The organism is Rhodococcus sp. DT1 (assembly GCF_049844875.1).
In the GTDB taxonomy this organism is placed as follows: Bacteria; Actinomycetota; Actinomycetes; order Mycobacteriales; family Mycobacteriaceae; genus Rhodococcus.
On record NZ_JBNCLW010000002.1, the window covers coordinates 275746 to 299051 of the forward strand.

A 23306-nucleotide genomic window follows, 5' to 3' on the forward strand; every position below is an offset into this window, starting at 1 on the left:
CGATCTTGTCCGAATAACGATCCGGAATCTTTTTCACTAGCGTCGGGAGCCGAGTGGAACAGCAGTATGCGCGTGGGCCGGTGCTCGTCGACGACGAGCGTCAGGCGGGCTTCCCACTCTCGTCGGCGCAGCGCGGGATCTGGTTCGCCCAGCATCTGCTCGGCGACATCCCGCTCACCATTGCCCAGTACATCGACGTCCACGGTGATCTGGACACCGAGGCCTTCGCGGACGCCGGTGCGGCCACCGGTCGCGAAATCGGCACCGGGATGCTCCGGTTGTTCGAGCACGACGGGCAGCCGTACCAGGTGATCGATCCCGATCTCAACGATCGGGCCACCGTTCTCGACCTGCGTGAGAGCCCCGATCCCGAAGCCGCTGCGCTCGCATGGATGCGGGCCGAGTACCGCACCCCGCTGGACATGCTCGAGGACCGGCTCATCGTGTGCGCGATTCTGCGCATCGCCGACGCCCGGTACTTCGTCTACACCCGGATCCACCACGTTGCGCTGGACGGATTCGGCGCCACAACCTTCGTCAACCGCATCGCCGAGCGGTACACCGCCGCCAAGGAAGGCCGCGAACCCGCGTCGTTCCCCGTCAGCGCGCTCCACGAGATCGTCGACGACGAGAACCGCTACCGCGCATCGGACCGGTTCGCGACCGACCGGGAGTACTGGGCCGCGCGGGTCCGCGACTTGCCGCACCCGATCGGCCTCTCCGGCCGGGCGGCGCCGGTCGGCCCCAATCCGGTCCGCTACAGCGCGCCGCTGCCCGACGAGGTGTCGGCGTCCATCGAACGGGTCGTCGCCCGTGACGAGCAGGCCACCTTCGCGAGCGTGGTCATCGCGGCGTTCGCCGCCTTCCTCGCCCGGGTCACGGGCGAATCCGACATCGTGCTCAGCCTGCCGGTCTCGGCACGCACGACCGTCAAGTTGCGACGCTCCGGGGGCATGGTCTCGAACGTCGTGCCGATCCGAGTGGGCGTGGACCCCGCGGACACCGCTCCCGACATCACGTCCCGCGTGCAACTCGAACTCACCGGAGCGCTGCGTCATCAGCGGTACCGGCACGAGGACATGCGGCGCGACACCGGGAGGGGCGGAGCCGATCGCGGTTTCTTCGGTCCTGCCGTCAACATCATGATGTTCGGAACGGAGATCCGTCTCGGCGATCTCGTCGGCCGTCTCCACGTGGTCAGCACGGGACCGGTCGAAGACCTCTCGCTCAACATCTACCCGAGCAAACCCGGCGATCCGGCGCACATCGACCTCGAAGCCAACCCGAACCTGTACTCCATCGACGAATTACGCTCCCACCACAGCCGATTCATCGAGTTCCTTGCCGACTTCGCGGAATGCGACGGCACCGTGGGCGCGCTCGACGTGCTCCACGAGGACGAGCGGGACACGCTCGTCCCGTTCCGCGGCCGCCCGCCGCGCCCCGTCCGGATGCTGCCGGACCTTCTCGCGCAAGGGGTGCGGCGCAACCGCGACGGCATCGCCGTCCTCGACGGCGACCGGACGCTGACCTACCGCGCCCTCGACGAGCGCTCCGATCGGCTCGCCCGGGTACTCGCCGACGCCGGCGCCGTTCCCGAAACTTTCGTCGTGCTGAGCATGGAACGCAGTGTCGAAGCGCTGGTCGCCCTCTGGGCAGTGGCGAAGACCGGCGCCGCGTTCGTGCCGATCGATCCGGCGCTGCCCGCGGAACGTCTCGCGTACATGATCCGGGACTCCGGTGCGCGACTCGGCATCAGCACGCGGGACCGGATACCCCACCTGCCCACGGGTCCGCGCTGGCTCGCCGCGGACGACGCGCATCCGGCTGTGGATGCGCCGCCGGTCGTCGCGGCCAGGCCCGAGCATCCCGCCTACATGATCTACACCTCCGGTTCGACCGGCACACCGAAGGGCGTGGTGGTCACCCACTCCGGGCTCGCCGCGTTCGACGCCGACGCCCGGCCGGAACTCGGCCTCACTCCCGAATCGAGGATGTTGCGTTTCTCGTCGGCGAGTTTCGACGCATCGATCTTCGAGATGCTGCAGGCGTTCAGCGCCGGCGCGGCGATGGTGGTCGCCCCGCCGCACATCCTCGGCGGGCAGGATCTCGCCGATCTGTTGCGCAGCAGCCGTGTCACCCACATCGTGTCGGCGCCGACCGTGCTCACCACCGTCGACCCCACCGGACTCGACGCTCTCGACGCCGTCGTGGTGGGCGGTGACGTCTGCACCCCCGACCTCGTCGAGCGTTTCGGTGCCGTCAGCCGGTTCACCAACAGCTACGGGCCGACCGAAACCACCATCGTGGTCACCGCGGGGAGCCCGCTGCACTCGGGTGACCGGATCACCATCGGGCGGCCGCTCGACGGTGTCGCAGCCGTGGTCCTCGACCGCAGATTACGGCCCGTCCCAGTGGGATTCGTGGGTGAGCTGTATCTCGGGGGCCCTGCGCTGGCCCGGGGATACCACTCCCGGCCCGGACAGACCGCCGACCGGTTCGTCGCCAACCCGTTCGAGCCCGGTGGCCGCCTCTATCGCACCGGTGACGACGTGCGCTGGACCGTCGACCACGAACTCGAATTCCTGGGCCGCTCCGACTTCCAGGTGAAGATCCGCGGATTCCGCATCGAACTCGGTGAAATCGACACGGCGCTGCTCGAACAACCGGGTGTCGACTACGCGGCGTCCGTCGTCCACGACACCGGGCACTCGAGCGTGCCGATCTCGTACGTGCGGATGGAATCGGACCACCTCTTCGACGCAGCGACGCTCCTCGAGGGCGTCGGCCGGATGCTGCCGTCGCACATGATTCCCGCCGCGCTGATGGAACTGGACCACATTCCGGTGACGCCCGCGGGCAAGCTCGACCGCGCGGCCCTACCGGCACCACGGTTCGAGTCGGCCGAATTCCGCGCGCCCCGGACAGATTCGGAGATTGCACTCGCCGAACTCGCGGTGGGGCTCCTCGACGTCGAACGGGTCGGTGTCGACGATTCACTGTTCGCGCTCGGCGCCGACAGCATCGTGGCGATGCAGTTCGCCGCCCGCGCCAAGGATGCCGGGCTGCACATCACGGCACGGCAGATTTTCGAGCACAAGACGATTGCCGCGCTGGCTCGTGTCGCCACCGCGGTGTCGACGACCACGGTCATGGCAGAACTGCCCGGTGGCGGTGCCGGCGAGATTCCGCTGACGCCCATCGTGCACGACATGCTCCGGCGCGGCGACTACTCCACGTTCGCGCAGGCGGTACTCGTCACCACCCCCGCCGGCCTCACCGCCGAACACCTGTCCGCAGCGCTCGGTGCCGTGCTCGACCGCCACGACATGCTGCGCTCGGTGATGCGCGGCGACACCTGGGAGGTCCGTGCCGGCGCCGCCGATCCCGGAACCCTCGTCACGCGCGTTCCCGTCGCGGACCTCGACGACATCGAGGATCTGATCGCGTCCCGATGCGACAGTGCCGCAGCGGCGCTCGATCCTGCCGCGGGTGTGACGCTGCAGGCCGTGTGGTTCGACGTGGACGCAGCCGATACGCAGGGCAAACTCCTGCTCGTCGCGCACCACCTCGTCGTCGACGGGGTGTCCTGGCGGGTGCTGCTCCCCGACCTCGGACAGGCCTGGATGCAGGTCGCGGCGGCCCAGGAGCCTGTTCTCCCGCCGATCGGTACGTCCTTCCGCCGCTGGGCGCACGCCCTGCACGACGCCGCTCGCGACGGCGCGTTCGCCGACGAACTCGTCTACTGGCAGCGCACGCTGACCGGGGCCCGTCCGTTGCGCGGGATCGGCACCCTCGACCCGGACGTCGACACCCTCGCCGCCACCCGGCGCATCGACGTCGCACTCGACCCGGCGGTCACCGACGCCGTCCTGACCCGGCTGCCCGCGCTCTACGGCAGCGGCGCCGCCGACGGGTTGCTCACCGCCCTCGCGCTGGCGGCCGCACGCTGGGACGACGGTGCCGAGCGCTCGCTGCTGCTGACCCTCGAAGGCCACGGGCGTGATCTCGATACGCCGGACCCCGCAGACCTGGCGCGCACCGTCGGCTGGTTCACCAGTGCCTACCCGGTGCGTCTCGCCGTCACCGGCGACCTCGACGACGCCCTCGCCGGCGGATCCGCAGCGGCCGCCGCGGTCAAAGCGGTGAAGGAACAGCTTGCCGCCGTGCCGAACCACGGTATCGGCTACGGCATCCTGCGGTACCTCGACGACGAGACCGGAACGGTGCTCGCGGATCTGCCCGCATCCCAGCTCTCGTTCAACTACCTCGGCCGGCTCACCTCGGGTCACATCCCCGACGAGATCCGCGAGATCGGCTGGGTACCCGACGACCTCGATCTCGATCCGAACCGGACCTCCGGGCTCGCCGCCGCAGCGGCGATCGACATCAACGCCATGGTCGTCGACGGTCCCGACGGACCACACCTCACCACGTCGTTCGCGTACGTGCCGCGCCTGGTCTCCTCCGAGGACGTCGCCGAACTCGCCGAACTGTGGCGCAGCGCCCTCACCGGTCTCGCCGCGCACCTCGATCGTCCCGACGCGGGCGGCCTGACCCCGTCCGACGTGCCGCTCGTCGCCGTGGGCCAGCGCCAGATCGAGCAGTGGGAAGCCGAGTACCCGGCCGTGCGCGACATCTGGCCCCTCCCACCGCTCCAGGCAGGGTTGCTGTTCCACGCCCGGCTCGCCGCCGGCTCGCTCGACGTCTACGTCGCGCAACTGACCCTCGAACTGGCCGGTGCCGTGGACAGCGACCGGCTGCGCAGCGCCGTCGACGCGGTCGTCGCCCGGCACGCCGGCCTGCGCACCGCGTTCGTCCACGACGAGAACGGGGACCCGGTGCAACTCGTGCTCGATCGCGTCGCCGTGCCGTGGCGCGAGGTGCGGGCGGGTGCGGGTGGAGCCGCCGAGATACTCGACTCCGAGCGCGGAACACCCTTCGACCCCGCCCGGCCGCCCCTGCTGCGGGCAGTACTCGTCCGCACCGACGACGACCGCGCGACGCTCGTACTGACCAACCACCACCTCGTGCTCGACGGGTGGTCGATGCCCCTACTCGTCCGAGAGATCCTCACCCACTACATATCCCGGGACGCGCTGGCCGAGCCCGCGCCGTACCGGGACTATCTCCGATGGTGGCGTGAGCAGGACACGGACCGGTCGCTCCAGGCGTGGAGCGAGTTGCTCGCCGGCGTCACCGAGCCGACGCTCGTCGCGCCGAACGCCGAAGCGTCCTTCGAGGACAACCCCGGCGAGATCGACCTCGATCTGCCCGGCGGGTTGCTCACCGCGCTCACCGAGCAGTCGCGCGAGACCGGGATCACCGTCAACACGGTCGTGCAGGTCGCGTGGGCGCTCGTCCTGGGCCGGATGCTCACGCGTTCGGATGTGGTCTTCGGCGCGACCGTGTCCGGTCGCCCCGCAGAACTGCCCGGCGTGGAGAACATGCTGGGCCTGTTCATCAACACGGTGCCGGTGCGCGTCGAGTTCGAGCCCGGGGACACCGTCGCCGACGTGCTGCGCAGCGTGCAGGACGCGCAGGTGTCGATGCTCGACCATCACCACGTGGGTCTGGGCAGCATCCAGCAGAACATCGGTGCCGGAACACTGTTCGACACCCTCACCGTCTTCGAGTCGTACCCCGTCGACCGCGCCGGTTTCGACGAGACCACCGACTTCGCCGGCATGCGCGTCACGGGTATCGATGCCCGCGACGCCACGCACTACCCGCTCACCGTCATGGCGATCCTCGAACCGAGGTTGCGCCTGAGCGTGCGCTACCGCACCGACCTGTTCGACCGCGCCACCGTGGACCGCATCGCGCGGCGCCTCGTCGGAGTACTCGAGACCGCGGCGACCAGGCCCGACACGCACGTCGGGGACGTCGACGTCTTCCTGCCCGGCGAACGAGACACCGTCGCCGGATTCGAACGCGGCCCGGATCGGGATCTGCCACCCACCACGCTCGTGGACCTTCTTGCGCAACAAGCGCAGCGGACTCCCGACACGCGGGCCGTCCTCGTCGAGGGCGCTCCCGCACTGCCGTATTCGGAATTCGCGTCGCGGGTCAACCGCCTCGCCCGTGCCCTCGTCGCCGACGGCATCGGCCCCGGCGACCTGGTGGGCGTCGCGATGCCGCGGTCGCTCGACCAGTTCACCGCGATCCACGCCGTCGTCACCGCCGGCGCCGCCTACGTGCCGATCGACCCCGAACAACCCGCGTCGCGCACCGCACACGTACTCGATACGGCTGCCCCCGCGCGGGTGCTCAGCGCACTGCCGGACACGGCCGGGTTCTCCGGCGCGCCGCTCACCGATCTCGACCGCCGTGCGCCGCTCCACCCCGACGACCTGGCCTACGTGCTGTTCACGTCCGGGTCCACCGGACGCCCCAAGGGTGTCGCCATCTCGCACCGCAGCATCGTCAACCGCCTGCTGTGGATGCAGGACACCTATCCGCTCACGGCCGACGATGTGGTGCTGCAGAAGACTCCCGCGACATTCGATGTGTCGGTGTGGGAGCTGTTCTGGCCGTTGCTGACCGGTGCCTCGGTGGTGCTCGCGAGCCCGGACGGGCACCGCGACCCGCGCTACCTCTCTCGCGTGAGCGACGAATACGGCGTCACCACACTGCATTTCGTGCCGTCGATGCTCGACGTCTTCCTCGCCGGCGCCGACCTCGGCCGCTGCGGCAGCATGCGGCAGGTGTTCACCAGTGGGGAGGCGCTACCCGCCACCACCGTCGCACGGTTCGCCGAGAGCCTCGGCGTGCCCCTCCACAACCTGTACGGGCCGACGGAAGCCGCGGTCGACGTCACCGCTCATCCGACGGTGGCCGGGGAGAACCCGGTGCCCATCGGAGCACCTGTCTGGAACACGACTGTGCGCGTGCTGGACTCGCGCCTCCGGCCGGTCCCGGTGGGCGTCGAGGGCGAGCTGTACCTCGGGGGAGTGCAACTCGCTCGCGGATACCACGCGGCACCCGGCCTGACGGCAGCGCGATTCGTCGCCGACCCGTCCGGCCCAGCACGTCTCTACCGCACCGGCGACGTGGTCCGGTGGCGCGCCGACGGCGTCCTCGAGTACGTGGGCCGCAGCGACTTCCAGGTGAAGCTCCGGGGTCAGCGCATCGAACTCGGAGAGATCGAGTCCGCGCTACTCGACCACGACGCCGTCGCGCAGGCCGTGGTCGCACTGCATCGCGACCACGCAGCCGGGGAACACCTGGTCGCATACGTGGTCGGCGCCGTGGACAGCGAGGCCGTCCTCGCGCACGCCGCAGCGCGCCTCCCGCGGCACATGGTTCCCACCGTCGCGATGGTGCTCGACGCGCTCCCGGTGACCTCCAACGGCAAACTCGACCGCAAAGACCTCCCCGCACCGGAATTCGGCTCCGGCACCGAGTACGTCGCCCCGGCCACCGCAACCGAGGAGACAGTGGCGGCGATCGTGGCCGACGTGCTCGGACGCGACGGCCTCGGCGCGACGGCGAACTTCTTCGATCTCGGCGGTAACTCGCTGACCGCGACCAGGCTGCTCGCCCGCCTCGACGACACCTTCGACACCCGCCTGCAGATCCGCGATCTGTTCGACAACGCCACGGTGGCCGGACTGTCCACTCTCATCGACGGACAACAAGACCGGCAGACGGGTCCGCCGCTCGTCGCGGGGCCGCGCCCAGAACACATCCCGCTCTCACCGGCGCAGGCGCGCATGTGGTTCGTCAACCGCTTCGACCCGGCCTCGGGTGCCTACAACGTGGCGGTCGCGCTACGCCTGACCGGCACGCTCGACATCGACGCGCTGCGCGCCGCGGTCACCGACATCGTGGACCGGCACGAGACGCTGCGCACCCGCTACCCGGATAGCGGCGACGGTCCCCGGCAGGAGATCCTGCCGGCCGCCGAGGTGATCGATGCACTCACACTCGACGCCGACGCCCTGCACGGGACGCTCGACGAATGGCTCCTCGAGGTCGTCGCCCGCGGCTTCGACGTCACCCGTGAGATTCCCCTCGCGCTGAATATCGTCCGCGAAGACGCCGACCGGCACGTCCTCGTTCTGGTCGTGCATCACATCGCGATCGACGGCTGGTCGATGCAAGCGCTCGCCCGCGATCTGGTCGCCGCCTACGGTGCACGCAGCGCCGGCAGCGCCCCGGCGTGGGAGCCGTTGCCGGTCGGGTACGCCGACTACGCACTCTGGCAGCAAGGACGACTCGGCAGCACCGACGACCCCGACTCGGTGGCGGCCCGTCAACTCGCCTTCTGGCGGGACGCCCTGGCCGATGCCCCCGAGGTCTTGGACCTGCGCGCCGACCGTCGTCGACCGGCGGTCCCTTCGTTCCGGGGCGGCACGGTCACCGTCGACGTGCCCGCACCGGTATATGGCCGCGCGGCAGAACTGGCGAGGGCGCACGACGCATCGCTGTTCATGGTGCTGCACACCGCCCTTGCGGTACTGCTCTCCCGAACCGGCGGGACCTACGACGTCACCGTCGGCACGCCCGTCGCCGGTCGCGGCCATCGTGACCTCGACGACGTGGTGGGCATGTTCGTCAACACCCTCCCGTTGCGCACCCGGTTCGATGCCTCGTTCTCGTTCGCAGCGGCCCTGACCGCGGTGCGCGACACCGACCTTGCCGCGTACTCCCACGCCGGTCTCCCGTTCGAGCAACTCGTCGAGGCACTCGCCCCGGCGCGCTCGACGTCGCACCAACCGCTGTTCCAGACCGTGCTAGCGCTCGACGTGCCGCAACCGGGTGCGGTGACGCTGCCCGGTCTCGACATCGAGGTGCTGCCCGTCGATTTCGGGATCGCCAAGTTCGACCTCGAATTCGCCGTCACCGAGCACGAGCGGCACGCGACCGTCACGTTGACCTTCGCCCGCGACCTGTTCGACGACACCACTGCCGCAATGCTGGTCGAGCGCTACGTGCGAGTGCTGGAGTCTGCCGTGGCAGCTCCGGATGCCTCAGTCGGCTCGCTGAACCTGCTCTCGCACGCCGAGCACGGCGAACTGCTGCGCCGCCCCGAATCCGTCGGCGTACGCACGCTCCCGCAGCTACTTGCCGAGGCTGCCGCCGATCCCGACGCACCCGCGCTCGTCTCCGGGACGCGCATCGTCACCTACGGCGAACTCGACCGCCGCTCCTCAGCGCTCGCACACACGCTGATCGAGGCCGGCGCAGGCCCCGAGACGGTCGTTGCGGTCGCCGTGGAACGTTCGGTGGAATCGGTACTCGCAGTCTGGGCGGTCGCCCGAACCGGCGCCGCATTCCTGCCCGTCGATCCGACCTATCCGGCGGCTCGCATCGAGCACATGCTCACCGACTCGGGTGTGCGCCTCGGTCTCACCACCGACGCACACCGCAAGGCCCTGCCCGACGAGATGCGGTGGCTCGACGCTGCCGCGCAGACCGACGACGACCGGCCCGTCCCTGCGCGCGAACCGCACCCCGACCATCCCGCCTACCTGATCTACACCTCCGGTTCCACAGGCGTGCCCAAAGGCGTGGTCGTCACCCACCGCGGCCTCGCCGCATTCGTCGCCGAGCAGCAACGCCACTACGGCGTGCGGCCCGGTGACCGCGTCGCGGCATTCGCGTCACCCAGCTTCGACGCGTCGATGCTCGAACTGCTGATGGCGGTCGGTGGGGGAGCGACCCTCGTGCTCGTCCCCACCGGTATCTACGGGGGCACCGAACTCGGGACGGTGCTCACCGACACCGGCGTGACGCACCTCTTCCTCACGCCCGCGGCACTGGCGACACTCGATCCCGAGACGCTGCCGCATGTCCGGGTGGTCGTCGTCGGCGGTGAGGCATGCGAACCGTCGCTGGTGGCACGATGGGCGCCGGGCCGGGCGATGTTCAACGCCTACGGTCCCACCGAGTCGACCATCATGGCAACGCATTTCGGTCCGATGACGCCGGGAGAACCGGTGCGCATCGGCCGTGCCGTGCTCGGCACGTCCGCGATGGTTCTCGACGACCGGCTGCAACCGGCGCCCACGGGAGTGCCCGGCGAACTGTACGTATCCGGCGCGGGGCTCGCGCGGGGTTACCACGATCGCGCCGAGCTCACCGCAACGCGGTTCGTCGCCGACCCCGTCGGTGGCGGACTCATGTACCGAACGGGCGACCGCGTCCGGAAGACCGCGGACGGAACGCTGGAATACCTGGGACGCAACGACTTCCAGGTGAAGGTTCGCGGCCATCGAATCGAACTGTCCGAAATCGACGCCGTCCTGTCCGGGCATCCGTCCGTCGACGCTGCCGTGAGCGTGCCCCACGCCGCAACCGGCGCCGTGGTGGCCTACGTGGTGCCGGCACCCGGTCACGCGATCGTCGCCGCCGACGTGACCGCTCACGCTGCCCGCGCCCTGCCCGACTACATGGTGCCCTCGGCGATCACCGTCGTCGACGCCTTCCCCCTCACCGGTGCGGGCAAGGTCGATCTGCGGGCACTGCCCGAACCCGTCTTCGCCGCCGCACAGTTCGTCGCACCGCGTACCGACGCCGAAAGGCGGGTCGCGGCGGTGTACGCCGACGTGCTCGGTCTCGAGCAGGCAGGTGCGCACGACGACTTCTTCGCCCGCGGCGGTAACTCCCTCTCGGCGACCCGTGTGGTTGCGCGACTCGACGCGTCGCTCGGGGTGCGCGCGGTGTTCGAGAACCCGACCGTGGCCGCACTGGCGGCCGTCGTCGGTGACAGTGGGCCGGGGACGCGCCCGCCGCTCGTCACCGGGCCCCGCCCCGACCGCATTCCGCTCTCGCCGGCGCAGCAGCGGATGTGGCTGATCAACCGGTTCGATCCCACGTCGCCGGTCTACAACGTCCCCGTCGCCGTGCGACTGCGCGGCCGACTCGACCACGACGCGCTGCGCGCCGCGGTGCACGACGTCGTGCAGCGGCACGAGACCCTGCGGACGGTCTTCCCCGACGCCGACGGTCCACACCAGGTGGTCCTCGACGACGCCCCGGTGAACCTGACGCCGCGCCCGATCACCGCCGATACCGAGCGTGACGAGATCCTCGCCGTGCTCTCGCGCGGATTCGACGTCACGACCGAGGTCCCGATTCGCGGCGCCCTGCTCCAGGCTTCAGCCGACGAGCACGTGCTCGTGGTGGTCGTGCACCACATCGCCGCCGACGGCGCCTCCACCGTGCCGCTGGCCCGCGACATCCTCGTCGCCTACAGCGCCCGGCTCGCCGGCGCCGCTCCGCAGTGGGCGCCGCTCGCTGTGCAGTACGCCGATTTCGCGGTGTGGCAGCGCGCCGTGCTCGGCGATCCCGCCGACGCCGGATCGCTGGCAGCGCGTCAGCTCGCCTACTGGACCGAGGCACTCGACGACGTCCCGGCCGTGCTCGAGGTGCCCGCCGACCGGCCCCGCCCGGCGGTCGCCTCGCAACGCGGCGCACGAACCGAGTTCCGCATCGGTGCAGACACCGTGGACGCACTCGACGCCCTCGCCCGGGCGCACGGCGCCACGCGCTTCATGGCACTCCACGCCGCCCTGTCCGTTCTGCTCGCGCGGCTCGGCAACACCGACGACGTCAGCGTCGGCACCCCCGTCGCCGGTCGCGGGGAGGCAGCGCTCGACGACGTCGTCGGCATGTTCGTCAACACCCTCGTGCTGCGCACCCGGTTCGACCCGGCCGCCGGCTTCGATCGGACCCTCGAGCAGACCCGCGACGCCGACCTCGCCGCGTTCGGGCACGCCGACGTGCCGTTCGAGCAGATCGTCGACGCCGTCGACCCTGTCCGCTCGCAAAGCCACGCGCCGCTGTTCCAGGTGACACTGTCGCTCCAGAACCAGGGCACGGGTGTCCTCGAACTACCCGGCCTCGAGATCGAACCCGTCGAGCCGGGTATCGATGTCGCGAAGGTGGACCTCGAATTCACCCTCCGCGACGACGACGGCGGCCTCGCCGGGTCGCTGACCTACGCGACCGACCTGTTCGATGCCGGTACCGCGGAATCCTTGACGCGGCGATGGCTGCGGCTGCTGGACGCCGTGACCGAGAACCCCGCCGTGCCGGTGGGCGAGGTGCCGCTCATGGGGGAGAGCGACGCCGCCCGTGCGCTCCGGCACGCCGTACCCACGGATGTGCCGGTACGCGTGCTGCCGGAGATCTTCGCGGGGGGTGTCGCCGCGAACCCGGACGGCATCGCGGCCACCGACGGGGCCAGGCACCTGACGTACACCGAGCTGGATCGTGCGTCGAACCGTCTCGCCCGCATGCTCGCCGAGCACGGCGCAACGCCGGAAACGTTCGTGGCGCTGTCGTTCCCGCGGTCGGTCGACGCGATCATCGCATTGTGGGCCGTGGCCAAGACCGGTGCGGCGTTCGTGCCGGTCGACCCCGCGCTGCCCGCCGCGCGCATCGCGTACCTGCTGTCGGATTCCGGTGCGCTTCTCGGGCTCACACACGGTGACGCACCGTCGACCGACATCTCGTGGCTCCGCGTCGACGCCGCCGCCGGATACTCCGACGCGCCGATCCGGCGGACGACCTCGGCCGGGTCCGCCGCCTACATGATCTATACCTCCGGATCGACCGGCACCCCGAAGGGTGTCGTCGTCACCCACCGCGGGCTGGCGGCCTTCACCGGCGAACACCGCCCCGAACTAGGCCTGAGCTCCGCGTCGAGGATGCTCCGGTTCTCGTCGTCGAGCTTCGACGCCTCGGTGTTCGAGCAGATCGCCGCGTTCTCCGTCGGTGCCACGATGATCGTCGCGCCGCCGGAGATCGTCGGTGGCGCCGAACTGTCGGATCTGCTGCGGCGAGAACGGGTTACGCACATCCTCACCGCGCCCGCCGCGCTCGGTACCGTCACACCCGACGACCTGCCCGACCTCGAAGCGGTCATGGTCGGCGGCGACGTCTGCCCTCCCGAACTGGTTGCCAAGTTCGGCTCCGTGTGCCGGTTCGTCAACTGCTACGGCCCCACCGAAACCACCATCATCATTACGGAGACCGCGCCGCTGACCGCGGGCGACGTCATCACCATCGGCGCGCCGATCCGCGGTGCGGGGGCCGTCGTCCTCGACGACCGCCTGCACCCCGTGCCCGACGGTGTCGTCGGCGAGTTGTACCTGTCCGGTGCCGGACTGGCCCGCGGCTACCACCGCCGGCCCGAGCTGACGGCGTCCCGCTTCGTCGCCAACCCCTACACCGGTGGGCTCATGTACCGCACCGGAGACCTGGTGCGGCGCACGGCCGGTGGCGAGCTCGACTTCGTCGGCCGCCGCGACGCCCAGGTGCAGGTGCGGGGCCTGCGCATCGAACTCGGTGAAATCGAGGCCGTCCTCACCCGCACCGACGGGATCGCGCAGGCTGTCGTGCTGGTGCACAACGACGCCCGCACCGGCGACCGGCTCATCGGCTACGTCGTCCCCACCGACGGCAATGCCGCCGACACGCACCTGCTCCGCAACCGGATCGCCGACGAACTGCCGTCCTACATGGTGCCCGCGCAGATCCTCGTGCTCGACACACTGCCGATCACCGCGAACGGCAAACTCGACCGGAAAGCGCTGCCGGTCCCGGCTTTCGAGACGCGAGCATTCCGCGCACCGGAAAACGCGGTCCAGCAGACCGTCGCCTCGGTCTACGCCGAACTGCTCGGCGCCGACCGGGTCGGGCTCGACGACGACTTCTTCGCCCTCGGCGGCAACTCCCTGATCGCCACGCGGGTCATGTCGCGGATCGGGGCGGAACTCGGAGCGGACATCCCCCTCCGCGTCCTGTTCGAACAGCCCACGGTGGGTGCGCTCGCCGCGGCAGCGCAGGAGTACATGGGACGGGTAGCGCGCCCGGCGCTGGTCGTGCAGGAGCGTCCCGCTCGCATTCCGCTGTCGCTCGCGCAGCAGCGGATGTGGTTCCTCAACCGGTTCGACCCCGGCGCCGCGACCTACAACATCCCGGTCGCGCTCCGGTTGTCGGGCGCCCTGGACCACGCAGCACTGAAGGCAGCGGTCGAGGACCTGCTGCTGCGGCACGAGATCCTGCGCACCGTATACCCGGAGGTCGACGGCGCGGGTATCCAGCGGGTCGTGCCGCTGTCCGAGGTGGACGCCGATCCGACGCCTGTTCCGGTCGATCCGGACGACGTGTTCACCGTCGTCGGAGAATTGATCTCGGCGGGTTTCGACGTGACGGCGGAGGTGCCGGTACGAGTGCGGGTGTTCCGCGCCGGGCCGGAGGAATACATCCTGGTCTTCGTGGTGCACCACATCGCGGGTGACGGATTCTCGATGGGACCGCTCACCCGGGATGTGATGACGGCGTACGCGTCGCGCGTCGGAGGTCAGCCGCCCACGTGGGCTCCGCTGCCGGTGCAGTACGCGGACTACACCCTCTGGCAGCGGCAGATCCTCGGCTCCGAGGACGACCCGGACAGCGTGGTGTCGAAGCAGATCTCGTACTGGAGCGAGACTTTGGCGTCGCTGCCGGATCAGCTCGAATTGCCCTGGGATCGGCCGCGTCCCCCGGTGGCGTCCCATCGGGGTGCGTCGCACACGGTCGGTCTCGACGCGTCGCTCCACCGAGGTCTGCTCGGGCTCGCCCGAACACACCACGCCACGCTCTTCATGGTGCTGCACAGCGCCCTGGCGTCCGCTCTCGCCCGGCTCAGCGGCACCTCCGACATCGCGCTCGGTACGCCGGTTGCCGGTCGTGGTGAAGCCGAACTCGACGATCTGATCGGGATGTTCGTCAACACGCTGGTCCTGCGTACCGACATCGACCCGGGCCGGTCGTTCGCGGACCTGCTCCGCTCGGTGCGGGAAACGGATCTGCACGCGTTCGCGCACGCCGACGTGCCGTTCGAGCGCCTCGTCGAGGTCCTCGCACCGGCCCGTTCGCAGGCGCGTAACCCGCTCTTCCAGGTGATGCTGACGCTGCAGAACATGCAGCCCGTCGATTTCCGTCTCGGTGGCGTCGACATCGAACCCGTCGAGGCCGACCTGAACCAGGCGATGGTCGATCTCCAGGTCACCGCGCACGAAGCATTCTCGGAGGGCGGCACTCCGGACGGTATCGACCTGACGTGGACCTACGCCACGGACCTCTTCGACGCTTCCACCGTCGCGGGATTCGCCGATCGGTTCGTCCGCATCCTCACCGCAGCAGTGCGCGATCCCGAAACTCCCGTCGGCGACCTGGAATGGCTCGCGCCGCCGGAGCGTGCGGCCCTACACGAGATGGGCCTCCCCGCGGTGCGCACCGGCCCGGGCGGCGCCACCCTGCCGGATCGGTCGGCCGCGCAGGCCGCGACGACACCGCATGCCGTCGCCGTCGCCGACGAAGACACCTCGTACTCCTACGCGGAATTCGCTTCGAGAGTCAACAGTCTTGCCCGGCATCTTATTTCGCTGGGTGTGGGCCCTGAGACGAACGTTGCCATCGCGATGGAGCGATCGATCGACGCGGTGATCGCGGTCCACGCCGCGGTCGCCGCCGGCGGTGCCTACGTGCCCGTCGACCCCGGGCAACCGGCCGAGCGGATCTCCTACGTGTTCGAGATCGCCGATCCGATACTGGTGTTGTCGGACTCGCGCCACCACCTGGGCGCGGATCGGACGGTGTTCGATATCGGCACGTTCGATGCGACCGGTGTACCGGACGGGCCGATCTCGGATGCCGAGCGACGGGGCCCACTGCGCCCGGACAACACGGCGTACGTGCTGTTCACGTCGGGCTCGACGGGGCGCCCGAAGGGTGTGGCGGTCTCGCACGCGTCGGCTGTGAACCAGCTGGACTGGTTGCAGGAGGAGTTCGGCGCCGATGCTGCCGACACCGTTCTGCTCAAGACTCCGCTGACGTTCGACGCATCGGTGTGGGAGCTCTTCTGGCCCTTGCACAGTGCAGCGCGGATGGTCGTCGCGGCACCGGACGGTCACCGCGATCCGCAGTACCTCGCGCGTGCGCTGGTGGATTTCGAGGTGTCCGTGGCACAGTTCGTGCCCGTCGTGCTCGACGCGGTGCTCGACGTGCTGGAGGAACCCACTCCGTCGTTGCGGCTGGTATTTGCCGGCGGTGAGGCCCTGTCGGGTGCGACGGCCGACCGCGCGCGGAGGATGCTCGGGTGCGGGGTGCACAACCTGTACGGCCCGACCGAAACGACGATGCAGGCCACGCACCGCCGAAGCGATCCCGATTCCGGCGGTGGGCGCGTCCCCATCGGTACACCCGTTCGGAACACCGGTGCCCTGGTGCTCGACACACGTCTGCATCCCGTGCCGGTGGGAGTCGTGGGCGAGCTTTATCTCTCGGGTGTCCAGTTGGCCCGCGGCTATGCGGGACGCGCACACCTGACGGCCGACAGGTTCGTGGCGAACCCGTTCGACGGTGCGGGGACGAGGATGTACCGCACGGGAGATCTGGTGCGGTGGAACGCACATCACGAACTCGAATACGTAGGCCGCAACGACATGCAGGTCAAGCTGCGGGGCCAGCGGATCGAACTCGGGGAAATCGACTCGGTGCTGCGCGCACACGAGGATGTTGCGGCCGGGGTAGTGGTGGCGTGGCCGGAACAACTCGTCGGTTACGTCGTGCCCACCGGTGAACTCGATACGCAGCGACTGCGGGAGGCACTGGGCCGGGTGCTGCCGTCGTACATGGTGCCGGCGCAGTTCGTCGTGCTCGATGCGCTGCCGACGACACCCAACGGGAAGGTCGATCGGAAAGCGCTGCGACAGCCCGAGGTTCGGGCACGCGAGTTCCGCCGCCCGTCGGGCGACACCGAACGTGCTGTGGCCGACGCCTTCTCCGATATTCTCGGTGTCGCACAGGTGGGGGCGGACGACGACTTCTTCGCGCTCGGTGGCACTTCCCTGGTCGCGACCAGGCTCGTCGCGCAGTTGCGCGACGCGCTGGGCGTCGCGGTCCCGTTGCCGTCGTTGTTCTCGCATTCGACGGTGGAAGCGCTGGCTCGGAAGATCGCCGAGGGCGGGGAGTCCGGTCCGGAGTTCGGAACGCTGCTCCCGATCCGTGCGGAGGGCGACCGTCCCCCGGTGTTCTGCGTACATCCGATCATCGGATTGTCGTGGTGCTACACCGCTCTCGCGCAGGAGATCGACCCGTCCGTACCCCTGTACGGAGTGCAGACCCCGCTCGAGGACCTACCGAACTCCCTCGACGACCTGGCGGCGCTCTACGTCGACGAGATACGCCGGATCCAGCCGGAGGGCCCGTACCGGCTGCTCGGATGGTCGCTGGGCGGTGTCATCGCGCATGCCATGGCGGTGCACCTCCAGGCCGCCGGCAGCGCAGTGGAAACACTGGTGATGCTCGACAGTTTCGCGGACACCGACACCGACACCGACACCGACGCGTCCGAGGAGCCGGAAATGCCGATGAGAGACCTGCTCGCAGGACTCGGCGTTGTCGGAGACGGTGACGGACCGGCGGATCTCGCCGGGATCGTCCGGGTGGTCGCCGACGTCACCGGCACTCCGGCCGAGGACACCGAACGTCTCGTGCGGCAGCTGATGGACGCGGCCCGGCACAACGTTGTCCTGGCGGCCGGTCACCGGCCCGGACGGTTCGACGGTGACGTCGTGTATTTCACCGCAGCCGAGGACGACAGCCGCGGGGCGGCAGGCTGGGCCGATGCCGTGAGCGGGCGAATCCATGACCATTCAGTGCCGGTCACCCACTGGCGCATGACTTCGACCGAGGCACTTGCCGTACTGGGTCCTCGCCTGCGTACTGTCTTCGCAACCCCATCCGACCCCAACCGACAGGGCGAACAAGCACGATGAATATGAACGTTCTGCGGCGAAGTAGCGCCTGCGTCATTGCCGCTTCGGCGCTCATCCTGGCGGGGGCACCCGCCACCGCCTCGCCCGGCGGGGAGGAGGTGCGGGTCGAGCAGGTCGAAGGAAACCGCTACGACATGCACGTGTACTCGGAGTCGATGGGCCGGGAGATCCCGTTCCAGCTGATCCGCCCGGCCGACACCAGCGTGCCGCGCCCGACGCTGTACCTGCTGAACGGCGCCGGCGGCGGCGAAGACGGCGCGAACTGGCTCAATCAGACGAAGATCCTCGACTTCCTCGCGGACAAGAACGTGAACGTCGTGATCCCCGCACAGGGCATGTTCACCTACTACACCGATTGGATGCGTGACGATCCGGTTGTGGGTGTCGCGAAGTGGGAGACGTTTCTGACACAGGAGCTTCCCCCGGTGGTCGACCGTGCACTGGGTACCACGGGTGTCAATGCGATCGCGGGACTGTCGATGGCAGGCACGTCGGTGCTCGACCTCGCAATCCAGGCGCCGGGACTGTACCGGGGCGTCGCCTCGTACAGCGGCTGTGCCCAAACCAGCGACCCCGTGGGCCAGGCGTATCTCCGGTCCGTCGTCGAAGTGATGGGTGAGACCGATGCTCGCAACATGTGGGGTCCGTACGACGGCGACGAATGGGCCCGGCACGATCCGACGGTCAACGCCGAAGGGCTGCGGGGGCTCTCCCTCTACATCTCGAACGGAAACGGTTTGCCCGGACCGCACGAGAACCCGGCACTGCCACGCACCCCACAGGCACCGCCGCTGCACGAGCAGGTCGTGATCGGCGGCGTGATCGAGGCGGCAACGAACGTCTGTACCCAACGGCTGGCCGAGCGGCTGGAAGAACTCGATATCCCCGCGACCTTCCACTTCCGTGAGAACGGCACGCACTCATGGGGTTACTGGGAGGACGAACTCCACCGTTCGTGGCCGCAATTGGCGGCGTCACTCGAACTCGGGAACTGACATGACGCGGGACGCCGAGACCGGCTGAACCCGCACCTACAGAAAAAGCTCGCGGCCCTGGTGGTGTGTCCACCAGGGCCGCGAGCGTTTACTTCAGGACTGCTTACCTGCGACCGGGGGGCTTGATCCCGCCCTTGATCTGCAGTCCGCCCGGCTTCGCCTTCGGCGGGGCCGGTGCGTCGGCAGCGGGTGCCTTCGGCGCCTCGGGCGTCGTCTCAGACTCCGTAGCCGCCGACTCCGTCACCGGCTCGGTCGTCTCCGGCTCGGAGTCGGCAGTCGGCTCGGGAGCAGATTCCGCAGCCGGCTCAGGAGCGGTCTCGGGTGCCGGTGCCGCCTTCTTTGCTCCCGGTCCCTTCAGGCCGCTCTTGAGCTGCAATCCGCCCGGCTTCGCCTTCGGGATTGCCGCAGCCTTCGGCTCCTCGGCTGCGGGAGCCGCGGGCGTCTCGGTTGCGGGTGTTTCGGCTGCGGGGGCCTCCGGTGCAGCGTCGGCCTCGGGTGCGGCCGGTGCTGCTGCTTTCTTGGCTCCGGGAGCCTTGAGGCCGCCCTTCATCTGCAGTCCGCCCGGCTTGGCCTTGGGAGCCGCAGTGGCCGCTGCCGGTGCGTCTGCTGCTGCCGGTGCGTCTGCGGCCTCCGCGGCGGGGGCCGCCGGTGCAGCGTCGGCCTTGGGTGCGGCCGGTGCTGCTGCCTTCTTGGCGCCCGGTCCCTTGAGACCGCCCTTCATCTGCAGTCCGCCCGGCTTCGCCTTCGGGACCGCGGCGGTATCCGTGGGTGATGCCTCGGCCGCGGGAGCATCCGCTGCCGGGGCGTCGGTCTTCGCGGAGGCTGCGGGTGCCGCTGTCTTCTTGGCGCCCGGTCCCTTGAGGCCGCCCTTCATCTGCAGTCCGCCCGGCTTGGCCTTCGGCGCTGCGGATGCTTCCGGAGCCGGTGCCTCGGCCGCAGGGGCCTCTGCGGCCGGAGCCGCTGTCTTCTTGGCACCCGGTCCCTTGAGACCGCCCTTCATCTGCAGTCCGCCGGCCTTGGGTACGCCGGTGGTCTTCGGAGCGGCAGGAGTAGCTGCAGCGGCCTCGACGGCCTCCACACGCCCTTCCTCGACAGCCTCGGCGGTCTCCTCGACCTCGAGCTCGGACTTCGGCTCCTGGACGACCCTGAGGTTGTCGCTGAGCTTCGCCGCCTCGACGCGGGAGATCGACTCGAGCATGAGCTGCGCGACGTCGATGACCTCGACGCCTTCGCCCAGACCCTGCTCCTGACGGGCGGTGACGCCGTCCGTGAGCATGACGCGGCAGAACGGGCAGCCCGTCGCGATCTTCGAGGGGTTGGTCGTGAGCGCCTCGTCGACGCGATCGATGTTGATGCGCTTACCGATGCGCTCTTCCATCCACATGCGGGCGCCACCGGCACCACAGCACATCGAGCGTTCGCCGTGACGCGGCATCTCGACGAGCTTCGCGCCCGAGGCTTCCATCAGCTCACGCGGGGCGTTGTACACCTTGTTGTGCCGGCCGAGGAAGCACGGATCGTGGTACGTGACGTCCTGGCCGACGGGCGCCACCTGCACGAGCTTCTTCGCACGGACCAGCCGGTTGAGCAGCTGCGTGTGGTGAACCACCTCGTAGGAGCCGCCGACCTGCGGGTACTCGTTGTTCAGAGTGTTGAAGCAGTGCGCACAGGTGACGACGATCTTGCGCTTGCTCTGCTCGACGCCGTCGAACACCCCGTTGAGGGTCTCGATGTTCTGCTGCGCCAACTGCTGGAACAGGAACTCGTTGCCCGCGCGACGAGCGGAGTCACCGCTGCAGGTCTCGTCGGCACCGAGCACCATGAACTTCACGCCGGCGGTCGCGAGCAACTCGGCGACAGCCTTCGTGGTCTTCTTCGCGCGGTCTTCGTAGGCACCGGCGCAACCGACCCAGAACAGGTAGTCGTAGCCCTCGAAGCTGTCCGCATCCTGGCCGAAGACCGGGATGTCGAACTCCATCTCGTTGATCCAGTTGAGACGGTCCTTGGCGTTCTGGCCCCAGGGGTTGCCCTTGTTCTCGAGGTTCTTGAACAGACCCGCGAGTTCGGACGGGAAGTCCGACTCGATGAGTACCTGGTAGCGGCGCATGTCGATGATGTGGTCGACGTGCTCGATGTCCACGGGGCACTGCTCCACGCACGCACCACAGTTGGTGCAGCTCCACAGCGTTTCGGTGTCGATGATCGGCGCGAGTTCGCCCGCCTCGACCATCGCCTCGGTGTCACCGACGAGCTTGCGCTCCGCTTCCGTGCGTGCCCCCGCCGGAATCTTGGCGAGCGCAGCTTCGTCGGCGTTGCCCTCGGCGTCCACGAGCCCGACCTCGTCGCCGCCGATGTCCTTGCGGCCACCGGCCAGCAGGTACGGCGCCTTGGCGTTGCCGTGGTCGCGCAGCGACGTGATCAGAAGCTTCGGCGACAGCGGCTTACCGGTGTTCCAGGCGGGGCACTGCGATTGGCAGCGACCGCACTCGGTGCACGTGGTGAAGTCGAGCCAGCCCTTCCATGTGAAGTCCTCGATCCGTCCGGCACCGAAGGTGTCCTTGTCCGGGTCTGCTTCCTCCATGTCGATAGGCTTGCCACCCGACATCATCGGCTTCGCGGCACCGAGGGCGACGCCGCCGTCGTCTTCACGCTTGAAGTAGATGTTGAAGAAGGCCGAGAAGCGGTGCCATGCGACACCCCACGTGATGTTGCGGCCGACGATGTAGAGCCACACCATGCCGGACATCAGCTTGACGAATGCGAAGACCGAGACCAGTTCGGGGCTCTCGGGAAGGATCCGCGCGACCTGCATCGTGAAGAAGTCGGTGCTCATATGGCCACCGCCGTAGGTGGCGATCTTGCCGGCCTTCACCATGATCATGCCGAGACCCTCGAGGAGGACGACGGCCTCGACGAAGTAGGCGGCCTTGAAATTGGAGCCGCTGAAGCGCGACAACCGGCCGGGCTGACGCGGGTGATTGAGCTGGCGGATGGTGATCAGCGTCAGGATGCCGATCACCGTGCCGATGCCCAGAATCTCGTCGATGAAGTGGTAGACGGCCGTGTCGCCGATGATGGGCCAGTGGAAGTTCGGGTCGAACGTCTGGCCGTAGGCCTCGAACCAGACGATGGCACCGAGCAGGAAGCCGACCATGACCAGCCAGTGCGCCCAGCCGACGGTACGGAACTTGGTCATCTTCGTGTGCGCGATGAACTCGACGAGCATCTGCTTGAAGCGCGGGAAGAACGGCCGCCATCGGTCCGGGGCCGGTTGGCCGACCCGGATGGTCTTGACCATCGTCCACGCGCCGCTGATGAACGCGAACCAACACACGAGGCTGAGCAGCACGCCGATCGTGCCCAACGTGATCGTCAGGGCATTCATACGTGGCCTTTCGTGTCGGGGGCAGCACCGGGCCGCCTGGTATAAGCCACCGCATCGTAACGCAGGTTAAGTTACTGGCCGGTAACTTGGTGGAGAACAGGGACAGGTTACTAGCCGGTAACAACGTTCGTGCAGCGGGGATGTGTGTGCCCGGCCACGTTAGTGGTCAAACCTTCCACCTCTTCTAGCCAGGCTCCCCTAACTGCGCGTCATTCTGTCGCGGCAGCCTTCGGGGCAACCCCGACTCCGAGCGCGGTAGCGGCGAAACAACTCATATAACAAATGAGGTGTGACGTCGGTTATGATTCGCCCCGGACGTGGCATCCGGGCAGTGGGTTCATCGTCGGGGGGTCTGGATGTGCCACGCGAACAGGGAAAATGGGGGCGTCCCTCGGGCGTGCGCCATGTCACAGAACGGAATCACATGAAGCTCAAGAAGCTTGCCATCGTCGCGACGATGACAGCCGCCGCTATGGGGATCACGGCCGGCACTTCCTACGCAGCTCCGGCCGCCCCGTCGGCCGAAGACAAGATCAACTACGAGGTCCGGCCCGAGGGCGACTCGGTCGTGACCGTGATCGACGCGGGCTCGTTCGCCATCTCCGGTGACGGCACGCAGGTCGAACTGCAGGACAACGACGGTAACGCCGTCATCAGCCTGCCTCTCGCCGTCCAGCTGGGCGATCTCCAGCTTCCGTTCGAGCGTGAAATCAGCGAAGACGGCAAGACGCTGACCCTCACTCCGGTCATCGACCCGTCGAAGGCGACGCCGGTCGAGCCCGAAGACAAGGTCGCGATGGGGATCACGCCTGTCGGCCTGAAGCTGTCGGACGTTGCGTCGCCCGACGAGAACCTCAAGGCCCAGCAGAACTTCGTGTCGCAGCTGGGCATGGCAACCGCGATCGGCACCGTCGCAGGCGCCATCATCGGGTGTGTTGTCGGAGCTATCCCCGGGAGCATCATTCCGGGTGCCGGCACCATCCTCGGGTGCGCGGGCGGCGCAGGCGTCGGCGGCACTATCGGAGCCTTCGTCGCAGGCGGTCCGACGGCAGTCATCGCCGGTATCGGAGTCGTCGAGACGCTTCTGGCGGCTCCCGGCACTAGCCAGTGGGCGAAGTAGCACTCTGCACGCAGGCAACGGCCCCGTCA

At 68.9% G+C, this 23306-nt stretch carries 4 protein-coding genes; 3 read left to right on the forward strand and 1 reads right to left on the reverse strand.

Annotation, left to right across the window (positions count from 1 at the left end; translation table 11 throughout):
- The first annotated feature begins 53 nt into the window (after nt 1–53).
- Both ACLQ3J_RS05590 and ACLQ3J_RS05595 read left to right on the forward strand, forming a co-directional pair.
- On the forward strand, nt 54–17777 hold the full coding sequence (locus tag ACLQ3J_RS05590; RefSeq protein WP_425902441.1) for an amino acid adenylation domain-containing protein: 17724 nt from the start codon (nt 54–56) through the stop codon (nt 17775–17777).
- Nucleotides 17774–18772: an alpha/beta hydrolase gene (locus ACLQ3J_RS05595; RefSeq protein ID WP_296550511.1), complete on the forward strand. Its 999-nt coding sequence runs from the start codon at nt 17774–17776 to the stop codon at nt 18770–18772. The genes ACLQ3J_RS05590 and ACLQ3J_RS05595 overlap by 4 nt, the downstream gene beginning before the upstream one ends.
- Nucleotides 18773–18875: 103 nt before the next feature.
- On the opposite strand, the gene ACLQ3J_RS05600 is transcribed toward ACLQ3J_RS05595, so the two are convergent.
- A complete protein-coding gene (locus ACLQ3J_RS05600; protein WP_425902443.1) occupies nt 18876–22157 on the reverse strand; it encodes a heterodisulfide reductase-related iron-sulfur binding cluster in 3282 nt (1093 codons plus the stop codon).
- Between the two features lie 424 nt (nt 22158–22581).
- Between ACLQ3J_RS05600 and ACLQ3J_RS05605 the strand changes: the two genes are divergently transcribed.
- Nucleotides 22582–23277: an ammonium transporter gene (locus tag ACLQ3J_RS05605; protein WP_425902444.1), complete on the forward strand. Its 696-nt coding sequence runs from the start codon at nt 22582–22584 to the stop codon at nt 23275–23277.
- The last annotated feature ends 29 nt before the right edge of the window (nt 23278–23306 follow it).

Bases quoted from the DNA above. Each gene is read 5' to 3' on its own strand.
- ACLQ3J_RS05595 (WP_296550511.1), top strand. From the start codon at position 17,774: ATGAATATGAACGTTCTGCGGCGAAGTAGCGCCTGCGTCATTGCCGCT.
- ACLQ3J_RS05600 (WP_425902443.1), bottom strand. From the start codon at position 22,157: ATGAATGCCCTGACGATCACGTTGGGCACGATCGGCGTGCTGCTCAGC.
- ACLQ3J_RS05605 (WP_425902444.1), top strand. From the start codon at position 22,582: ATGAAGCTCAAGAAGCTTGCCATCGTCGCGACGATGACAGCCGCCGCT.